The following is a 20,029-nucleotide window of genomic DNA, read 5'->3' on the forward strand; positions in this document are numbered from 1 at the left end:
GAAGTGAAATATACCCAAAAAAAATCTTGTCGAATTATGACAGGCATGAACGGTTATTATGCGCAGGTGCCCGCATCCCCACAAGGGAATACGGGCATTTATGAGGGATTAAGAGGATAAACCGGGGGTTTTGTCCTCTGATGTGCGGTTATTCAGCGTATCGTTAAGCTTCTTGTGATCCAGCTCTTTCACCCACTTCGCCACCACAATCGTCGCCACGCCATTGCCGACCAGGTTGGTTAACGCACGGGCTTCAGACATAAAGCGGTCAATACCGAGGATCAGGGCCAGGCCCGCCACCGGCAGATGGCCCACCGCCGAAATGGTGGCCGCCAGCACGATAAATCCGCTGCCCGTTACGCCCGCCGCCCCTTTTGAAGAGAGCAGAAGCACCACCAGCAGCGTAATCTGATGGAAGATATCCATGTGGCTGTTAGTGGCCTGGGCAATAAAGACCGCCGCCATCGTCAGGTATATCGAGGTGCCATCCAGGTTAAAAGAGTAGCCCGTAGGAATAACCAGCCCCACCACTGACTTACGGCAGCCCAGCTTTTCCATTTTATCGAGCATACGCGGCAGCGCGGACTCCGAAGAGGATGTGCCGAGGACAATCAGCAGCTCTTCACGAATGTAACGGATAAATTTGAAGATGCTGAAGCCGGTCGCACGGGCGATGGAGCCGAGCACCACCACCACAAACAGAATACAGGTGATGTAGAAGCAGACGATCAGCTGGCCCAGCTGTACCAGCGTGCCGACGCCGTATTTCCCGATGGTGAAGGCCATCGCGCCAAAGGCGCCAATCGGGGCCAGACGCATAATCATGTTGATGATGCCGAAGATAACCTGCGAGAAGCTTTCAATGACGTTAAAAATCAGCTGGCCTTTGCTGCCAAGACGGTGCAGGGCAAAGCCAAACAGCACGGCAAACAGCAGTACCTGGAGGATGTTTCCGCTGGCGAACGCGCCAATCACGCTGCTCGGGATCACGTCCAGCAGGAAGGCAACAATCCCCTGATCTTTCGCCTGTTCAGCGTAAACCGCCACCGCTTTCGCATCCAGCGTGGCCGGGTCAACGTTCATGCCCGCGCCAGGCTGTACCACGTTGACAATAATCAGGCCGATAATCAGCGCGATGGTACTGACAATCTCGAAGTACAGCAGGGCAACCGCCCCCGTACGCCCGACCGCCTTCATGCTTTCCATGCCAGCGATACCGGTCACCACGGTACAGAAAATGACCGGCGCGATGATCATTTTGATGAGCTTAACGAACGCGTCGCCAAGCGGTTTCATCTGCGCGCCCAGCTCCGGGTAGTAGTGACCGAGCAGAATACCGATGGCGATGGCTGTCAGGACCTGGAAGTAAAGACTTTTGAAGAGTGAGGTTTTCATAGGGTGTCCCTGGAAAGAAAAACTACAGGCTTTGTAAGGTTATGGTTAACCTGCGGCTTTAAAATAACACCCACATAACAGGACAGAAATAAACGGGGTTCAAATTTGAAACACAAATGTTAAGAACTTTGAGCTGGCTCGCACAAGCCAGCAACAAAATTACACTTTTGCGTTATTGCCAGCGTCGGCGAGATAGCGTTGCTCAAAGATATCCGTCGGTACGGCGCGATCAAACAGGAAGCCCTGTCCGCTCTCTACGCCCGCCGCAGCCAGCCACTCACGCTGGGCGTCGGTTTCAATACCCTCGGCAATGACGTGCAGATTCAGGCTGTGCGCCATCTGAATAATGGCCTGCACCAGGCTGCAATCTTCCGGCAGCCCTTCCACAAAGGTTTTGTCGATTTTCAGGACGTCCACCGGCAACGTTTTCATGTGCTGGAGCTGACGCAGGCCGGAATACCCCATACCGAAATCGTCCAGCGCAATGCGGATCCCGGCATTACGCAGCGGTTTCAGGATGGCGACAGCGTCGTCAGGATTATCGATACAACGGCTCTCGGTGACTTCCAGGATCAACGTGTGGGGCTGGATGCGGTAGCGATGGATCAACTCAAGCATCTCCGGCACCATGGTCGGGTGCATCAGCTGTAGCGCAGAGAGATTCACCGACAGCGGCAGCGTGATGCCCCGTTGTTGCCAGGCCGCAAGCTGGCGGCAAGACTCTTCCAGCACCCAGTAGCCGACGGTGACCATCAGGCCGCAGGACTCGATACGTTCGATCATCCCTTCAGGCAGCTCCCACGTGCCGTCCGGCTGTTGCATACGCAGCAACGCTTCGGCGCTGGTCACTTCACCCGTGCGCAAATTGACCTGGGGCTGTAACCAGAGCGCAAACTGGCGATTGTCCATCGCCGTCAGAATGTCGCTCTCTTCCGTCAGGCGCTGCTGGGCTTTTTCCATCTGCTCCGGATCAAAGAACTGGATCTGGTTTTTCCCTTTCCGGCGCGCGGTGAACGCGGCCGAGAAAGCCCGACGATAAAGCTGCTCGGCGGTCAGCCCCCCGTAGTACATCGCAATACCGATGCTGGCGCTCGGGCGAAGCTGGATACCCTGAATGGGCAGCCGCTCATTAATGACAGTGAGTACTTGCTGACCTAGCGTAATGGCGTGCCACGGCTCTTTAACACCGTGCGCGATCACCACCAGGTCATAGCCGCTGACCTGGGTGAGCACCATGCGCGGCGCCAGAACGGATTTCACCTTTTCCACCAGCGTCAGTAACAGCATTTCGCGCTGGCTCTCTTTCAGCACGCCCGCCGTGTCCTGCAAGGTTTCGCAGGCAATCACCATCAGCGCGGTGGTCTGCTGGCGGGCGACGGTCTGCTCCAGCAAGGCCATTAAAAACGCTTTGTTTGGCAGATCAGATACCGGAAAACGGGTGGCGTTGCTACTGAGCTCTTCCTGCTGACGCAGGAGACGCTGCTGGTTGATATTGTAACTGCGGACCAGCATGCCAATTTCATCATCGTGATGCAGGCGCGGCAACGGAAGCTGATGCCCCATGTGCTCCTGTGGAGAGAGGTCGTTCAGCTCCCGGGCTATGCGGCGCAACGGATGCACAATTAACCGGTTGATACACCACGTCAGCGCCACGCTCAGCATTAATGTCAAAAGTAAGTAAGTGGTCACTAATGTAGCAACCCAACTCATGACGAATTTATACATGCGGTACGAGTCGGCCTGTAGCACCAGGTAGGCCAGCGGTTGCGGGTTAGCCGGTCTTTCCAGGGAGTAGAGAGGCAGGGAAATTTGCACCGGCAGTTCAAACAGGCGCATCACCATCATCGGGACGGAACGCTCCGGGATAAAGCTCATCCGCAGCGCCTGGAACTGATTCGGCAGTACAACATCCGCGCGGCTCACGATACCGGCGGGCTGAATGCGCTTCAGGATGGATTCCGCCTCGGGGATATCCCCTTTCAGGATCGAGGCTGACAGGGGTTCCCGCACCGAGCGGGCAATACTTTCCAGTTGCGAAGCCGTGTTGTAGCGATTCTGCTGTACGGAGTGAAACAGCAAAATGACGCAGAAGATGAAGACAAACAGCATTGTGACGGCAGACACCATCGCCATCTGTTTGATCGTTAAGGAACGGCTGACACGCAAAATGACTCTCCACAAAACTCGAAGCGCAGGGCGCACCAGGGTGTAAACCTGGTGCGTCCGAGTATACCCGATAGCTGCACTTTTAAGAGAGACTTACAATTAGATTAAGTAAAAATCCGATCACCAGTCTGCATAAGGCACCAGCGGTTCCGGTGGTAAGTCCATATCACCCTGCCAGCCCGCGGCAGAATACCGAACGTAGAGCAGCGCATGGCTCGGGGTATAGTCTTTTGCTTCCTGAATATCGACGCCCAGACCGACAAACCAGTTGGACGTCACGCGGCGTTCAACAATCGCCCTTGCGGTATAACCCGTGCCTGACGAGCTACTTCCGGTTTCCATCACACCTTTATCGGTATAACGGCCTGGCTCATTGTCCGGGATCAGTCCCTGTAACGGATAACGCATCACATCTTTTGTTTTTGAATGAGACCAGGAGACGGAGCCGCCCAGCTCCCATGACCAGTTCTCTGTGCGTTTACGCCAGTTCACCGGTAAGGCGAACGACACATACTCCTGGGGACTGTAGTAACCGCCCTGGCCCAGCGAATAGCCACTTAAATCCTTATCGTAATGCCAGAGCATGTTGGACACGCCCACCGTCAGGCGTTCGTTGTTCTGATTGATGAGCTTGTAGTAATAGCCGGTCATCCAGCGGACGCGCCAGTTATCTTCGACATTCTTCCCGGTGAGGCTGTCGGCACTCAGGCTTGACCAGATACCGTTAGCTTCGCCTTTGTCGTAGCTCATGCTCACGCCGCCACCGGTGGCACGCACGCCGCCCCAGGTGGTGTCGGTATTGGGATCTTTTTGCCCGGCGAAGGCCAGCACCGAGCTGGAAATCGGACGGCGATGGGCTTTCAGGGTGTAGCCAATCGGCCCTAAATCGTTGCTGTAGCTCAGGCTGCCCACCACATCGACCACGTCGAAGCCCATCGGCGTTGTACCGATATCCCACGCCCAGGTTTTGTTCTGCCAGCCGACGGCCACGCTGGCGCCGTTGGCCGACTGGTTCGTGCTGCCGTGACATGGCGTTTCGGCACAGGTACCCCATGTCGGATCGTAAGTTCCGTTATCGGTGTCAAAGGAACCGGCGTTCATATTGACCAGATCGCTACGGAAGAACATACGTCCATCCGACAGCGGCGCATCAACCTGGAGCATGGTGGTGTGCGCTTTCAGGTCGGAATAGCCTCCCGTGCCGCTGGAGCCCCAGTAGTCGTGTTGCAGCGTGACGTTCAGATCCTGCTGACGATAAAGATCGCCTGCATCGCTGCGCACGCCGCGCTTCAGCCAGTCATCTTTCTCATCGTTACGCGTGAGTCGCGTAAAGCTGTCGTTATCGGTGGGACGGGTCGTTGTGATGCCCGATGAGACCATCGCATCTTTCCAGGTGTCCAGCGCCTGCTGAGGCTGACCATTTTGTGCCTGGAAACGGGCGGCATCGCGCATCACCAGCGCACTTTCCATCGAAGGCGGCTGCGATTTGGCCTGCGGAAGAATGGCGTTGAAGGTCTTTTCTGCCGCGGCAGGATCACCCAGTCCGGCCTGCGCCATGGCAAGCCGGCGCTGCATATTGATGGAGAGCGGTTCGCCGTTCTGTGCCGCGGGCAGTTTCGCCAGCGCCGCGCGCGCCGCGTCCTTGTTGCCTTGGGCAAGATAGACCTCGGTCAGGCCGAGGATCGCGTCTTCGTTCTGCGGTTCGCGTTGCAGAATAGTGTTGTAGGCGGTTTTCGCGGCCTCATGATCGCCCCGCTGTTCAGCCCAGTCCGCCAGCGTCAGGTCGATACGGGTGGACGGAGGCTGCTGGCGAAGCAACGTTTCCGCCTCCTGCTCTTTTCCACTGTCGCGCAGGCGGTTGGCGGTTTCCAGCACCTGGTTACTTTGCAGGCGGTCCGCCAGTGCCTGAATGTTGCCGTTCCACTTGTCGCGCGGCAGCGTGTTCAGATGCGCCAGCGCCGCCCGGTCCTGATCGTTACCGGACAGGTACAGCCCGCTGGCGTAAACCTGATCCGGATCGCCCGGTTTCTGACTTGCCAGCTGACGCATCAGGTTATCCGCCTGGCTGCGCTGACCCGCGCTATACAGATCGCGTGACAGTCGGTAGGTGATCCACACGTCGCCCGGGGAAAGCGCAAGGCGTCGGCGCTGAATTTCTGCGGCCTGCGCATATTTCCCCTCGCTTTCCAGCTGTTCAGCCTGGGCTGACAGCTGCTCGTTCGTCAGGCTACGTTCAATATCATCAATGCTGCGGCGCTGGCTGGCAGAGAGCGACTGAATAAACTGCGTCGCCTTCTCCGGAGACTGCGCGCGATAAATATTGGCGAGACCGCGCACCGCGTTGCTGTTGCCGCTGTCCATCCGCAACGCCTGGCGGTAATAGCGTTCGGCCGCGTCGTTATCTTTGCGCGCCGCCGCCGCATCACCGAGCCCCAGAACCGCGTAGCTGTCAGTATTGTCGATATTGCGCGCCTGCTGGTAATAGCGTTCGGCCTGGGCCGTATTATTGGCTTTCAGGGCGTTATCCCCCTGCTGGATCAGCAGCCAGTATCGGTTGACCTTCAGCAGGCTGTCCCATTTGCCCCGGTTATCGCTCTGCGGATCGAGGGCGATCGCCTTTTCAAACTGCGCAACCGCGCGCGCGCGATCGCCTTTCTGAGAATAGGCCTGCCCCAGAGCGCCTACGGCTTCACTGTCAGCGTGGTTGGCGCTGACTGCTTTTTGCAACTCCGTTACCGCTTTACTGCCCTGCCCGGCATCCACTGCGGCTAACCCTTCGGCTTTGGCGCGGAACGCCGGATCGGCGAGCTGTTTTTGCTGTGCTTCAAGCTGGGTGCGCGCCGCCGTCACGTTATCGCCATCGCTGAATACGCTCAGGTATTGTTGCAGCGCGGTGACGCTGGCGCTGCTGACCGGCTGATCTTTGATCTGCTGGTACCACATGTCCGACGCCTGACTGCGGCCATTATTCGATTTGGCCATCTCCTGCAACACCGCGAACCCTTCATCACGCCGTCCGCTCTGGAACAGAAGCTGTGCCAGCGAGGACTGTAGCGGGACGTTGCCCGGACTGCTGGCGTTTATTTTCTTAAGCTGATTAATGGCCAGGTTGCGGCGGGCTGGCTCTTTCGCCACCACGTTCCAGTACTCCGTCGCGATGTCGCCGCTGGGCGGCTTACCGTCAAACAGTTTGTCATACGCAGCAATGGCTTCCTGCGTGTGCCCGGTGGTGGCAAGCAGGCGAGCCTGCTGGAGGGCCTGGCGACCATCCGGCGTGGAAAGCAGCATGGTAGTACGGGAGGACTGGTAGGCACTGGAATCGGGTGCCATTCCTTTCAGGCGATCCAGCTCTTTTTGCGCGCCCGCCGTATCGCCCTGTCGTAACAGGTAGCGGAAGCGCGCGGCAATCACGTCCGGGTTGTTGGGGTCGATCAGCTCAAGGCGATAGAGCGACTGGCGCACTAAATCCTCACGCTGGGTGGATTCCCCCAGACGGACCTGTTCCAGCAGCTGTCTCTGCTGCGGGGAGTTGGCGGCCTGGGCCAGGGGCATTAGCGCCAGGCCAAGCGATAAGGTGAGTAGATTCAGTGTGAACGTGCGCATTCCTGGCCCCAATCCGGTAGTAATTCACCTTGCACGGTGAAACGAAAACGATGCTGATCCCACCCTTGTCCAAAGAGGGTCAGAACGTAGCTGTAATAAGCATTGTTATCGGGAAAACGATCGGCGACGTGCTGGCGTTGCACCGCCTGCGCGTCCCGGTTTTGTAAAAACGGAAGGAGAGAGGCAGAAAACCCTACCGGCCCATCTCCGGTGCGTTTCCCGGTTGCTACATCCACTTTCTCCGGCGGCAAGCCTTGTTTGATTGTGGTGGTCGCCATGGGCTTGAAACGCGCCAGTAGCCGGGCTTTCTGCGGATCGTTATCGTTCATCATCCCTACCCACAGATAGACGCGAATCGCATCGTAGCTGCCGATCAGGGATGCATCCTGCGACAGCTGCCAGCCGCCCTTTTTTTGGTATTTCACCCAGTTCGGGGAAAATCCTTTAGGCGCGGTCTCCAGCAGCAGACGCAGGTTAGTTTCACGGAGCGTCGTCCACGGCGCGCCAAAACGGGTGAAATAGCTCGCAAGCTGCGGCGGCAGGTAGCTGGGGTTAAAGCGCCAGACACTCTCTTCGGCAAAACCGACTTTACCCGGCAGCAGCATAGAACCCAGCCCCGGCACCTTCACCACTTCCTCACTGGCAATGCGCGTCAACAGCGCCTTACCCGTGCGCGTGTAATCGGGATTTTTCCACAGCCGCCCGGCTTCAAGCAGCGACCAGGCAATCCAGATATCGGCATCAGACGCGGAGTTAGGGTCGATAACCGCCCAGGTTTCGTCGTCCTTTTTTCCCCACAGCCAGGCCGGGAGATGTTGGGCTAAATCTCCCTCGGCAAGGTTATCGCGCGTCCATGCCAGCAGCAGATCGAACGCCTTGCGATCGTTTGCCGCGAGGGCAAAGAACAGCCCGTAGCTTTGCCCTTCGGAGGTGGTGATTTTGCGCGCGTCACTGGGATCAATGACCCGCCCACTTTCGCTCATATAATCCTGCTTGAACGTCTCCCAGGCAGGCCAGCGACAGGCAGCGTGAAGATTCGCCGCCGCCAGCATCAACGCTGCGACTACACACCCGCGAAAGATTTTCATCACCGCTTACTCATGGTCCGGGTTAAGACGACGACGGCTGATGATTCGCAGCAGACGCCACAGTACCCACGCCAGCAATACGACGCTGAGCGCAGCCAGCACGGCCAGCAGCACCGGGTGGTTAGACAGGGCGTACCACAGGCGTTCGAACCACGGCAGATGACCGACGTAGTAGACATCCCCCACGCGCAGGCTGTTTACCCCCGACTCACGGATCACCGAGACGGAACCGAACATTGCTGCCCGTTTACCGCTGTCGTTCATGGCCGTGTTGAGCAGCTCATAGCCGCGTGGGCTGTCCGCCAGCAGGGCGATAACGCTGCGCTGGTCGTTATACGGCGACTGGAAGCCGACAATCGCGGCCATCGGACCCGTTGAACTTACGGTCGTCCTGATATTGGCCTGACGATCGCCGCTGTCCGGCATGATGCTCGGGAACTCGGTCTGACGCAGCGGCGTGTTGACCCATGACTGAGCCGCCTGCACCAGCAGATCGACGCGCTTCTCGTCTTTCAGCTTGTCCGGAATGTTGCCGATGACCATGATATCGGCATCTTTGTTCTGGATCTGACTACCGTCATCCGTCACCGTCACGTTGATAGCCGGCAAGCCGGTTTGCGCCCCAACGGTGCCCATGGTGTCCAGCAGCGTGGCAACCTGACCTTCGTTGGCCGCTTTTGGCATCACGACAATCGATTCAGAGAGATCAGCCATGCGGCTGAACGGGAAGCTGGCGTTAGCAAAGGCACGCAGATCCGGCATCGCGATAAAGTGGTAATACTTCGAGAAGTCGATCGTGGAATCATCGCCAATCACCACGTGGTTTTGCACCGGCTGGAAGGTAATACAGTTTTCCACCGATCCACCCGGCATGGGGTTCATATACTGGAAGTTAAACCGCAGCTGGTTCACCGCACCGAGCTTCAGCGCCGGGATCGACACATCGGTTTTGCCATCCAGCAGCCCCTGCAATACAGGCAGACGAAGCATCAACCGGTTTGTCTCCTGGCTGCTGGTCAGGCTGAACGATTGCAGGAACTGGTTGTTGAGGCTGATATCCATGCGCGAGCTGTCTTTGGTTGCCGGCGCGGTGTAACGGTAGTTCAGGTTGATATCAATGCCGTTGGTGCGCAGCAGATAGAGATCCGGCGGCAGGTTCAGCGACAGGCTGACAGGAGAAGGTTCAAGCCCGGTTGACTGCAATTGCTCTTCATAGGTTTTCAGCTCGCCAAAGGTGATTGCCCGGTCGGTACGTACCCAGTTCGGCGCATCATAAGGCTTACGCGCCAGCAGCGGTTTCACCTCATCCACCACAACGCTGTTACCGCGGAACAGGATATTTCCCTGCGCAATGCCCTTCGCCGCCTGCACCAGATCTTTGTCATCACGGCCGAAGATCACCAGCAGCTTCACGTACGGATTGTCCGGATGGCTGATCATCTCGATGGTGGGCGCTTTCACCTCCGGATGGTCACGCAGGAAAGCCGGACGTTTGGCGTTGGTGGCAAACACGATCGCGTTTTTGTCCGGCATTTTGTCGTACATGACCGGGAAACTTTGACCACGCCAGCCGGAGCGGGAACCAAACCAGGATGCCACGATAGAGGCCGCCAGCTGTTCGGTCACATCAGGAGAGCCGGCAAAGACCATCGGCAGGTTCAGCGGACGGTTATCACGCGGGTCGAAGAACGGCACCGGGAAGGCGGAGAGATCGTTTTTCAACGCCAGCGGCTGATAGGTCATCTGAAGCGAAGAGTTACGACCGACATCCAGCCACAAGGTGCTGCTGGCCGGGTTTTCACAGACATCGCGGTAGTGGCCGACAAACTCCAGACGCACGCGGTTAAAGTCGGTGATAAACAGCGGGTTAATCGGCACCTGAGCCAGGGTTTTCTTACCCAGTTGCTCTTTGGTGACGGGCAGGACGTCCATTAGCTCGTCATTCAGATAGACCTTAAGCTGGGACTGCACCGGCAGCAGCGACGGCGATGGGGTGTATTCCAGGTTGAGCACCGCTTTCGACACGACTTCATCACTGCGCATACCGAATTCGATACCGCCATTTGGGTTGATGCCGCGCAGAACCATACTGCCCGGAGGAGGCGCGATCTGTGCAAACGTCAGCTTAACGTCACGCGACGGCGTATTTTCGGCAACCACCGGCGCACTGGCTCCCGGCACGCCAGGCATGACCTGCCCAACCACCGGGTTGTCGCCGGGCAGCGTATTCCCCGTCGTCGGCTGATTCGGGACAACGTTCTCCGTCTGCCCCGGCGCGGCCGTCACAACCGGATCGGTCGCTTGCGCGACGACAGGCACCGTTGGCGCGGGCGTGGTCGCTGCGTTATCAGGCGCCGCGTTAGCCACTGTTGCAGGGAGCGCACTCATCCCCATTGCCACTGCACATAACCAGGAAAGTTTTGTTTTCATCGCGTTATCATCATTGTTGAGCCATAACCGGGTCCGCCTGCTTCGCTTCATCTCGCTCAGGTCGACGCGGAATGAACGACACGACCCAGGAAACCAGTGAAGTAAGTGACCGGAAAATTAATTTCACCGACGACGGGGCAAATTCTGCAAGGTGACGATAGCCACGGAACCCCAGCTTAAGAATATCCAGCAGGCTTTCCAGAGGCTTATCCTCAGGGAAGCTGTCCTGCCAGAGAGCCCACGTATCCGCGCGGGCAAACGTACACTGCACAAAATCAATGTGTTGTTTTTTGGTCAGCGGCATCAGTTGCAGACCCACTTCATTTCCTCTCACACGCACCACCTGCGTCGGGAAGACATACTCCTGCTGGCCGCGCTTAAGCAGTAGGTTGACCTTCTGCCCCTCCAGCACCTTCGCCTGACCGTTGATCTTGATACCCAGACCGCCATCCGAAAAGTCATGTACGGTACAGGAGAAGAGATGTCCATCGTCGCGGGCAATGGCCGCTGGCATGCTGATTTCGACGCGATGCGCGCGGCGAACCTGCTTGCTCTCCACCGATACCGCCACCGCGCCACCGAGGATAATCAGGTTATAAAACACCCACGCCATACTCACGAAGACCGTCAGAATTTCGTTTTCCGGGCCGTAGAAGTAGCGCCAGATCCCAACAATCACGCCCACAATATTCAGCAGCACTAGGAAGATATAGGGCCGGGAGATCACCCAGTCGACATACTCCTCTTCCACCAGCCCGCCCTTCGCGGTGACGTTGAATTTCCCTTTATGCGGGTTAATCAGCGCCACCATGGTTGGCGGCGCGATGTACCAGGCCAGCACCGTTTCGTAAATTTCACTCCAGAAGGAGTGCCGATATTTCCCCTGAATCTTCGAGTTCGTCAGGCTGGCGTGGATCATGTGCGGCAGAACGAACAGGGCAATCATCAGCGCAGGCGCATAGATGATGTAAGCGTGAAGGAGCAGGAACGCCAGCGGCGCTGTGAGAAAGATAAGCCGTGGAATACCCGACAGGAAGTGGAACATGGCGTTGACGTAGCACAGCCGTTGCGCCAGCTTCAGCCCTTTACCCATCAGCGGGTTATCGAGCCTGAAAATTTGCACCATGCCGCGGGCCCAGCGAATACGCTGGCCGATGTGCGCCGACAGGGATTCCGTGGCCAGCCCCGCCGCCTGAGGAATACGCATGTAGGCCGAGGTATAGCCAAGACGGTGCAGACGCAGCGAGGTGTGCGCATCTTCCGTGACCGTCTCGACGGCGATCCCGCCAATTTCATCCAGCGGTTTCCGGCGGATCACCGCACAGGAGCCGCAGAAGAACGTGGCGTCCCACATGTCGTTCCCGTCCTGCACCAGGCCATAGAACAGCGTGCCCTCGTTCGGGGTTTTACGAAAACGACCGAGGTTACGTTCAAACGGGTCCGGTGAGAAGAAGTGGTGCGGCGTCTGCATCATCGCAAGCTCTTTCTCCTTCAGGAACCAGCCCATGGTCATTTGCAGGAACGAGCGCGTTGGCACGTGGTCGCAGTCGAAAATAGAGACGAATTCCCCTTTGGCATATTTCAGCGCATTGTTGATGTTACCGGCTTTCGCGTGTTCATGCGTGGTACGGGCGATGTACTCTACCCCCACTTCGTCCGCGAACTGGCGGAACTCGGCGCGGCCACCGTCATCGAGGATCCAGATTTTGATTTTATCCTTCGGCCAGTCGATACCCAGCGCGGCGTAAATGGTGTTTTTTACCACCGACAGGTCTTCGTTGTAGGTCGGCACGAAGAGGTCCACCGTAGGCCACTGGGTCGTGTCTTTTGGCAGCGGCACCGGCTGTCGATTCAGCGGCCAGATAACCTGGAAGTAACCCAGCACCAGCACGATCCAGGCGTAAGTCTCAGCAAACAGCAGCACTAAGCCGCACACCAGGCTGACCGGATCGTCCCAGTTCAGCGTTGAGGTATATCGCCACCAGATGTAGCGGCAGGAAACGGTCAGCGATAGCACAATCAGCATCAGGGCAGAAAAACGCCCTGGTATGCGCCGCACCAGCAGCGCCACGCCCCACAGCAGGATCAGGAAGGTGAACTGCGCCAGCGGGTTGAAAGGCTGGGTAATACAGACCAGCGCAAGAATCAGCGAGAACACCACAACCACGCCGAGAATAAAACGCCGCAAGCCCGGGTGTAGGTGCCCGAGCTCTTTTTGGTTATCTAAATGACCCGTTTTGTCGCCCACCCGGTCGGGTAGCCGGTCAAGCCACTGGTGGTAGTGTTCACGCAGGTTCTGCACACGATCGAAGCTGCGCCAGCGGGACGTTTTTTTCTCCGCGCCCGTTGAGGTCGTCAGTAGCCAGATGGACTGAATAGCGTAGCGCGCGGGATCCAGCGGACGCGGCTTGTCAGGGTTGATATGCGGATAGAGTTCACCGTGGCGCGCGCGAATGCGTTGCCAGCGGGGATGCTCGAGGGGGATGAACATCCACGCCAGAATCATCCACAAACAGCCCAGCGCTGCGCTCAGCGACGAGGCGCCGTGATGACGGTAATGGCGGTAGCGTTCACTTAAGCGCGAACTGACCGGCGGAATGAGCAGCCAGTTAGTCAGGCGGCTCATACTGAACTCCCGGCAGGCTCCGGCCGTTTAGCAAAGTGCAGCAGACACCAGTTGGCCAGCGTCAGGATCTCTTCCGCCGCCAGTGAATCGCTACGGTACTCCCCGAGGGGTTGTTTGGACGCGAGGCACTCCGCCATCGCTTCGTCACGATGGATCACCATTGGCAACAGGCGGCGCTGACTCTGGAGCCAGACCTGGTAGAGATCGTCCTGGATCTGGCTGCCAATGCGCAGATCGTTGATCAGAATATGGGCATTGGCAGGCATCGGCTGCTGATGCAGACGGATATGACAATTCGCATCTACGTTCGCGATGGAGAGCACATGGTCGCACTGCGCCAGCAGCTGGCGGGTCAGCGACGCGGCACCGTGCGGCAGGTCCAGCAGGATCCACTGATAGTGCCCGCTCTCTTTCAGGCTCTGCAATGCGGTGATGAAGCGAGAGAACAGGCGCTGGTACGCGGCTTCATTCCCGCGCTCGGTTTCGGTCAATTGACCAAAGGGAAGCAAATCGAGCTGGGAGGTATAACGCAAACCCGCATCCCGCCAGTCTTTATCGTCCAGAAGCGCACGTCCCCAGCCGTTTGCATGCGTAAAGTCGACATTGAATGACATGCGCAGCAAATTATCGGAACAGGCATCAATGACCAGTACCGATTCACCTAATACCTGCAATGACCACGCCAGCGCCGCGGTAACGGAAGTTGTACCCACCCCACCACGGACGCCCTGTAATCCTAGTACAGCCATCAATGGCTTCCTTATTGTTGTTGGGCAAACTCAGCTAATAACGGCCAACGTTTAATAGCCGCCGCCAACTGTTCCCGCTGGGAAATATCGGTGTAATCTATTTCAGGCAAAGAAAAAGCCTGCGTGAGTGCCAAAAAATCGTTCTGGAATGTGTAACCCAGACTTGAGTCGACTGGGGTTGCGGGTTCGTTATTTTGCATTCTTTTTTCATCCCTTTGAGTAAAATCATAAGATTCAGATGCAGCGAGGCGTCCTGCCCACTAAATTTCATTTACATGCTAAATCTGATGTTCTTTAATTTCAATGTTAGGTTTATTTCTACGCTTTCGCTAGTAAACTGAGAGACATAGAAATTCGACGAAAAGAGGGACACCGTGGACTCCATATTTTCTATTGGCATCCAGTCATTATGGGACGAATTGCGCCACATGCCAGTCGGAGGAGTCTGGTGGGTTAATACGGATCGTAATGAAGATGCCATCAGTCTGGTAAACCAGACGATAGCGGCGCAGGGGAAGGATTCCCGCGTGGCCATAATTACGATGGGCGAAGAGCCGAAGTCAATCATCAGGCTCGACAGTGACCGTGGACCCCAGACAGTACGATTATTTTCCATGCCTGCGGAGGCTGACAGTCTATACTTTTTACCCCGCGATATTCAGTGTTCTATTGTTCCTGAACACTATTTACTGATTCTAAAATGCTCTAATAACGGCCTGCAAAATATCCCCTCTGAAAAACTGCTGAAATGGCTGGAAAGAATCAACAGATGGGCAAAAAATCAAAATTGCACCTTATTGGTTGTTAACCCAGGCAGTAATAATGACAAGCTTTTTTCACTTTTAATGAGTGAATACCGTTCTCTCTATGGCCTGGCCAGTATTCGTGTCCAGACCGACAGCCATCTTTACGACGTGGCTTTCTGGTGCAATGAAAAAGGGGTGAGCTCCCGACAACAACTTACCCTCAAACATGTCGGGGATGAGTGGCATCTTGCTCAACAGGAAGAGACGGTAGTTCAGCCACGCAGTGATGAAAAACGCGTTCTGAGCCATATTGCGGTACTGGAAGGTGCGCCTGCACTGTCTGAGCACTGGTCACTGTTCGATACCAATGAAGCCTTATTTGATGAGGCGCGCACCACGCAGGCGGCGACCATTATTTTCTCGTTGATCCAGAATAACCAAATCGAAACGCTGGCAAGGCACATTCACACATTACGTCGCCAGCGCGGCAGCGCGTTAAAAATTGTGGTGCGTGAAAATAATACCAGCCTGCGCGCCACCGATGAGCGCTTATTACTGGGCTGCGGCGCGAATATGGTCATCCCGTGGAATGCTCCCCTGTCGCGCTGTCTGACGCTGATCGAAAGCATCCAGGGCCAGCAGTTTAATCGACATGTTCCGGAAGATATCAGCACCCTGCTTTCAATGACGCAGCCGATGAAACTGCGCGGCTACCAGAAATGGGACACCTTCTGCGATGCGGTGGGCAACATGATGAGCAATACGCTGTTACCGGCAGACGGAAAAGGGGTGATGGTTGCCCTGCGCCCCGTGCCGGGTATTCGCGTTGAGCAGGCGCTTACTCTGTGCCGCCCTAACCGTATCGGGGATATCATGACCATTGGCGATAACCGCCTGGTGCTGTTCCTCTCCTTCTGCCGGGTGAACGATCTGGATACGGCGCTTAACCATATCTTCCCGCTTCCTACCGGGGATATCTTCTCGAACCGCATGGTCTGGTTTGAAGATAATTTGATCAGCGCTGAGCTTGTCCAGATGCGTGCCCTGGCTCCTGAAAAGTGGGCGAAACCGTTGCCTGTGACAAGCGGTGCCAAACCGGTTCTGAACGCGAAACATGACGGGCATGTCTGGCGTCGGGTACCTGAGCCGCTACGCTTACTGGATGAGAACAAGGAGAGCGCGCCATTATGAATATCAGCGATATCATCCAACTGGTTGTTCTGTGCGCGCTGATTTTTTTGCCGCTTGGCTACTATGCACGCCATTCCCTGCGCCGTATTCGCGATACGGTCAGATTACTGTTCGTCAAACCTCGCTATATTAAACCCGCCGGAACACTGAGTCGCGCTCCGAACGTCAAGGCAAACCGAAAACATGACTAATTCTACCTATACCTCTTCGGCGCCATCGCCACTCTGGCAATACTGGCGCGGCCTGTCCGGCTGGAATTTCTACTTTCTGGTGAAGTTTGGTCTGCTGTGGGCAGGCTATCTTAATTTCCACCCTCTGCTTAACCTGGTGTTTATGGCATTCCTGCTGATGCCAATCCCGAACCTCAGGCTGCACCGTATACGTCACTGGGTCGCTATCCCCATCGGTTTCGCCCTGTTCTGGCATGATACCTGGCTGCCCGGCCCTGAAAGCATCATGAGCCAGGGCTCCCAGGTCGCAGGTTTCAGTGCGGACTATATGCTCGATCTGGTTGAGCGCTTTATTAACTGGCAGATGATTGGCGCGGTATTTGTCCTGCTGGTCGCCTGGCTGTTCCTGTCTCAGTGGATCCGGGTGACGGTGTTTGTCGTCGCGATTATGATCTGGCTTAACGTCCTGACGCTGACGGGCCCGAGCTTCTCGCTGTGGCCAGCCGGTCAGCCGACGACAACCGTGACCACCACGGGCGGTTCCGCCGCCGCGACCGTCGCGACAGCAGGGGATACGCCTGTGGTTGGGGATATTCCAGCGCAGACTGCACCGCCGACATCCACGAACCTGAACGCGTGGCTCTCCAGTTTTTACGCTGCGGAAGATAAGCGTCAGACGAAATTCCCGGACGCGCTGCCTGCCGATGCTCAGCCGTTTGAGCTGCTGGTCATTAACATCTGTTCTCTGTCCTGGGCTGACGTTGACGCGGCTGGTTTGATGTCGCACCCGCTGTGGTCGCATTTCGATATTCAGTTCAAGGACTTCAACTCGGCCACGTCGTACAGCGGCCCGGCGGCTATCCGCCTGCTGCGCGCCAGCTGCGGACAGCCTTCGCATAAGAACCTCTACCAGCCGGCAGCTAACCAGTGTTATCTGTTTGATAACCTGGCAAAACTGGGCTTTACCCAGCACCTGATGATGGGTCATAACGGTCAGTTCGGTAACTTCCTGAAAGAAGTACGTGAACAGGGTGGCATGCAGGCCCCGCTGATGGACCAGAAAGGGCTGCCGGTTACGTTGCTGGGCTTTGATGGCTCGCCGGTGTATGACGATACCGCCGTGCTTCAGCGCTGGTTAGATACCGTCGGCAAAGAGGAAGGGACACGTAGTGCGACGTTCTATAACACGCTGCCGCTGCACGACGGGAACCATTATCCCGGCGTGAGTAAAACGGCCGATTATAAGGCCCGTGCGCAGAAGTTCTTTGACGAGCTGAACGCGTTCTTCAACGAGCTGGAAAAATCAGGCCGCAAAGTGATGGTGGTGATAGTACCGGAACATGGGGGAGCGTTGAAAGGCGACAGGATGCAGGTGTCTGGTCTGCGCGATATCCCAAGCCCGTCCATCACTAACGTTCCGGCCGGGATTAAGTTCTTTGGCATGAAGGCGCCGCATCAGGGAGCTCCAGTTGAGATCACCCAGCCAAGCAGCTATCTGGCTATCTCGGAACTGGTCGCTCGCGCAGTAGACGGTAAGCTGTTTGTGGAAGATAGCGTGAACTGGGATCAGCTCACCAGCGGGCTGCCGCAGACGGCGGAGGTATCGGAAAACGCCAATGCGGTGGTGATCCAGTATCAGAATAAGCCTTATGTCCGACTGAATGCCGGGGATTGGGTGCCGTATCCGCAGTGATGAGCTGCTACACCCTCTCCCCTGTGGGGAGAGGGTTACTCTGCACTTCGTAACGAAATTTCACCGCCCACCCAGGGCTTAATCACACCATCCTGTTCAAGAAGCAACGCACCCTGCGCGTCAATGCCGCGTGATGTGCCGTAAATCTCTTTATCCCCAATCAGCAGCTTCACTGGTCGGTTAATAAAGTTATCCAGCTTTTCCCAGCGGGACAGGAATGGCGCTAACCCCTCCTGTTCAAAGAGCGTCAGCGAACTACGCAACTCATTGATCATGCGGACGGCAAGCGTATTGCGATCGATGGTGATCCCCGCTTCCTGTAGGTTGGTCCAGGCCTGGTTCACGACATCGTTCTGCACGTTTCGCATCACCATGTTCAGCCCCGCTCCAATAACGATCTGTGCGGCATCGCCTGTTTTTCCCGTCAGTTCGACCAGGATCCCCGCCAGCTTCCGATCGTTGAGATACAGATCGTTGGGCCATTTTACCCGCACCTGATCGGCACCCAGATCGTGCAGCACCTCTGCCATCACAATGCCGATGACCAGGCTCAGCCCGATGGCCGCAGCTGGCCCCTGTTCAAGCCTCCAGTACATGGAAAGGTAGAGGTTGGCGCCAAATGGTGAGAACCACTTACGCCCCCGGCGGCCACGTCCTGCCTGTTGGTACTCGGCAACGCAGGCATCACCGGATTTCAGCTCGCTCAGGCGATCCAGCAGATACTGGTTCGTCGAATCAATGACCGGCAATACCGCGACGTTACCGTGCCCAATCTGGCTGCGGATGATCTCTTCATTCAGTAACTGGATCGGTTCCGGCAGGCTGTAGCCTTTTCCCGGCACCGTAAACACATCCACGCCCCAGTCGCGGAGCGTTTGAATATGTTTATTGATGGCAGCGCGGCTCATGCCCAGCTGTTCGCCCAGCTGCTCGCCAGAATGAAACTCGCCATCAGCAAGGATACCGATGAGAGTTAACGGAATAGTATTGTCCTTCACGCAATGGTCTCCACGGCATTCACTTCGCCCGTTCGGCCAATAAAGCGAACTTCAGGCTCCAGCCAGACGTTGAATTTTTCGCCCACGCGCTGACGAACATGGTGCGCCAGGTTGACGACATCCTCACTTGTCGCGTTGGACTGGTTGATCAGTACCAGCGCCTGCTGACGATGAACAGCAGCGCCACCAAGAGTAGTACCTTTTAATTCACACTGATCGATAAGCCAGCCTGCGGCCAGCTTCACGCTGCCATCCGCCTGAGGATAATGCGGGGCCGTTGGCCAGCCAGCGAGAAATGCTTTTGCATTTTCGCTGCTGATCACCGGGTTTTTGAAGAAACTGCCCGCATTTCCGTTGACTTTCGGGTCCGGGAGCTTGGTCATGCGCATGTGGCATACGGAATCAAATACCTCACGCGGTGTGACGGTAGCCGGGTCAAGACGGGTCAGATCGCCGTAAGTCAGAACGGGTTTCCAGGCTTTCGCCAGGCGCAGACCAACGGCCACAATGACGAAACGATCCTGATAATCGTGCTTGAAAATGCTGTCGCGATAACCAAAGCGGCACTGCTCTGCGGTCAGGCGCTTCGCCGTTCCGGTCGCGAGTTCGATGCAATCGACATATTCGCAGACGTGTTTCAGTTCGATGCCGTAGGCACCGATGTTTTGAATAGGAGATGATCCTGCACAGCCCGGGATCAGGGCCAGGTTTTCCAGTCCGGGCATCCCTTTTTCAAGGGTATATTGCACCAGATGGTGCCAGTTCTCGCCAGCACCCACGTGTAAATGCCAGCTTTCAGCGCTCTCTTTACACTCAATCCCCATGATGCGATTGACGATTACCGTCCCCGCAAAATCATCGAGAAACAGGACATTACTTCCTTCGCCCAGAATAAGTACGGGTTCACCGTTTCCTGTTGCGTTTTGCCATGCATTCAGCAACTGCTGAGCACTTTCGGCACGTACAATTTGATTAGCATTCCGTTGAATACCAAAGGTATTCCAGGGCTTAAGGGAGTGATTCATAGACGCTATCCTGATGCAAAAACCGGGATAGTTTACCGTATATATGGGGGGATAGGTGATTTGTTTATGGAAAGGAAGCAGGTGTAGAAACGCAAAAAGGCCATCCTTGCGGATGGCCTCTTCACTTGTTTGATGCCTGGCAGTTCCCT

The 20,029-nt window shown here is 56.4% G+C and carries 13 protein-coding genes; 3 read left to right on the forward strand and 10 right to left on the reverse strand.

Going from position 1 to position 20,029, the window contains the following annotated elements:
* Window positions 1–108 precede the first annotated feature (108 nt).
* The 8 genes from dctA to bcsR form a co-directional block, all read right to left on the reverse strand.
* A complete protein-coding gene (gene dctA / locus DD597_RS21995; RefSeq protein ID WP_015571524.1) occupies window positions 109–1,395 on the reverse strand; it encodes a C4-dicarboxylate transporter DctC in 1,287 nt (428 codons plus the stop codon).
* Between the two features lie 159 nt (window positions 1,396–1,554).
* Window positions 1,555–3,561: a biofilm formation regulator HmsP gene (gene hmsP, locus DD597_RS22000; RefSeq protein WP_058647934.1), complete on the reverse strand. Its 2,007-nt coding sequence runs from the start codon at window positions 3,559–3,561 to the stop codon at window positions 1,555–1,557.
* Between the two features lie 120 nt (window positions 3,562–3,681).
* Window positions 3,682–7,164, reverse strand: a complete 3,483-nt coding sequence (gene bcsC / locus DD597_RS22005) for a cellulose synthase complex outer membrane protein BcsC (RefSeq protein WP_129256584.1) — start codon at window positions 7,162–7,164, stop codon at window positions 3,682–3,684.
* The gene (bcsZ, locus tag DD597_RS22010) at window positions 7,146–8,252 is read right to left on the reverse strand and encodes a cellulose synthase complex periplasmic endoglucanase BcsZ (protein ID WP_003861183.1); all 1,107 of its coding nucleotides are present in this window, start codon (window positions 8,250–8,252) and stop codon (window positions 7,146–7,148) included. The genes bcsC and bcsZ overlap by 19 nt, the downstream gene beginning before the upstream one ends.
* A 6-nt stretch (window positions 8,253–8,258) precedes the next feature.
* A complete protein-coding gene (gene bcsB, locus DD597_RS22015; protein ID WP_071787994.1) occupies window positions 8,259–10,682 on the reverse strand; it encodes a cellulose biosynthesis cyclic di-GMP-binding regulatory protein BcsB in 2,424 nt (807 codons plus the stop codon).
* 10 nt (window positions 10,683–10,692) lie between these two features.
* Window positions 10,693–13,308, reverse strand: a complete 2,616-nt coding sequence (bcsA, locus tag DD597_RS22020; RefSeq protein WP_022652015.1) for a UDP-forming cellulose synthase catalytic subunit — start codon at window positions 13,306–13,308, stop codon at window positions 10,693–10,695.
* Window positions 13,305–14,057, reverse strand: coding sequence for a cellulose biosynthesis protein BcsQ (gene bcsQ / locus DD597_RS22025; RefSeq protein WP_003861177.1), 753 nt, complete (start codon window positions 14,055–14,057; stop codon window positions 13,305–13,307). The genes bcsA and bcsQ overlap by 4 nt, the downstream gene beginning before the upstream one ends.
* A gap of 11 nt (window positions 14,058–14,068) precedes the next feature.
* Window positions 14,069–14,257 (reverse strand): cellulose biosynthesis protein BcsR, encoded by a 189-nt coding sequence (bcsR, locus tag DD597_RS22030; RefSeq protein ID WP_003861175.1) that lies wholly within the window; start codon window positions 14,255–14,257, stop codon window positions 14,069–14,071.
* A 174-nt stretch (window positions 14,258–14,431) separates the two neighbouring features.
* Here bcsR and bcsE point away from each other — a divergent pair, with 174 nt between their 5' ends.
* Genes bcsE through bcsG form a run of 3 tightly spaced genes read left to right on the forward strand, consistent with a single transcriptional unit; the run spans window position 14,432 to window position 17,857 of the window.
* Window positions 14,432–15,994 carry a cellulose biosynthesis c-di-GMP-binding protein BcsE gene (bcsE, locus tag DD597_RS22035; RefSeq protein ID WP_022652017.1) on the forward strand — a complete coding sequence of 521 codons (1,563 nt, stop codon included), beginning with the start codon at window positions 14,432–14,434 and terminating at the stop codon, window positions 15,992–15,994.
* Window positions 15,991–16,185, forward strand: coding sequence for a cellulose biosynthesis protein BcsF (bcsF, locus tag DD597_RS22040; protein ID WP_003861172.1), 195 nt, complete (start codon window positions 15,991–15,993; stop codon window positions 16,183–16,185). Before bcsE ends, bcsF begins: the two co-directional genes overlap by 4 nt.
* A complete protein-coding gene (gene bcsG / locus DD597_RS22045) occupies window positions 16,178–17,857 on the forward strand; it encodes a cellulose biosynthesis protein BcsG (protein ID WP_003861170.1) in 1,680 nt (559 codons plus the stop codon). Before bcsF ends, bcsG begins: the two co-directional genes overlap by 8 nt.
* 35 nt (window positions 17,858–17,892) lie before the next feature.
* Here the strand turns inward: bcsG and birA are convergent, their stop codons facing one another.
* Complete coding sequence (gene birA, locus DD597_RS22050; protein WP_003861169.1) at window positions 17,893–18,855, reverse strand: bifunctional biotin--[acetyl-CoA-carboxylase] ligase/biotin operon repressor BirA; 963 nt, start codon at window positions 18,853–18,855, stop codon at window positions 17,893–17,895.
* A complete protein-coding gene (gene murB / locus DD597_RS22055) occupies window positions 18,852–19,880 on the reverse strand; it encodes a UDP-N-acetylmuramate dehydrogenase (RefSeq protein ID WP_022652019.1) in 1,029 nt (342 codons plus the stop codon). Before murB ends, birA begins: the two co-directional genes overlap by 4 nt.
* Window positions 19,881–20,029 lie beyond the last annotated feature (149 nt).

The sequence above is a fragment of the Enterobacter cloacae complex sp. 677-3DZ2D5B genome, from assembly GCF_004136695.1.
Lineage (GTDB): Bacteria > Pseudomonadota > Gammaproteobacteria > Enterobacterales > Enterobacteriaceae > Enterobacter > Enterobacter hormaechei_C.

Bases quoted from the DNA above. Each gene is read 5' to 3' on its own strand.
- bcsG (WP_003861170.1), top strand. From the start codon at position 16,178: ATGACTAATTCTACCTATACCTCTTCGGCGCCATCGCCACTCTGGCAA.
- bcsZ (WP_003861183.1), bottom strand. From the start codon at position 8,252: ATGAAAATCTTTCGCGGGTGTGTAGTCGCAGCGTTGATGCTGGCGGCG.
- bcsQ (WP_003861177.1), bottom strand. From the start codon at position 14,057: ATGGCTGTACTAGGATTACAGGGCGTCCGTGGTGGGGTGGGTACAACT.
- bcsB (WP_071787994.1), bottom strand. From the start codon at position 10,682: ATGAAAACAAAACTTTCCTGGTTATGTGCAGTGGCAATGGGGATGAGT.
- bcsA (WP_022652015.1), bottom strand. From the start codon at position 13,308: ATGAGCCGCCTGACTAACTGGCTGCTCATTCCGCCGGTCAGTTCGCGC.
- bcsC (WP_129256584.1), bottom strand. From the start codon at position 7,164: ATGCGCACGTTCACACTGAATCTACTCACCTTATCGCTTGGCCTGGCG.
- murB (WP_022652019.1), bottom strand. From the start codon at position 19,880: ATGAATCACTCCCTTAAGCCCTGGAATACCTTTGGTATTCAACGGAAT.
- bcsF (WP_003861172.1), top strand. From the start codon at position 15,991: ATGAATATCAGCGATATCATCCAACTGGTTGTTCTGTGCGCGCTGATT.
- bcsR (WP_003861175.1), bottom strand. From the start codon at position 14,257: ATGCAAAATAACGAACCCGCAACCCCAGTCGACTCAAGTCTGGGTTAC.
- dctA (WP_015571524.1), bottom strand. From the start codon at position 1,395: ATGAAAACCTCACTCTTCAAAAGTCTTTACTTCCAGGTCCTGACAGCC.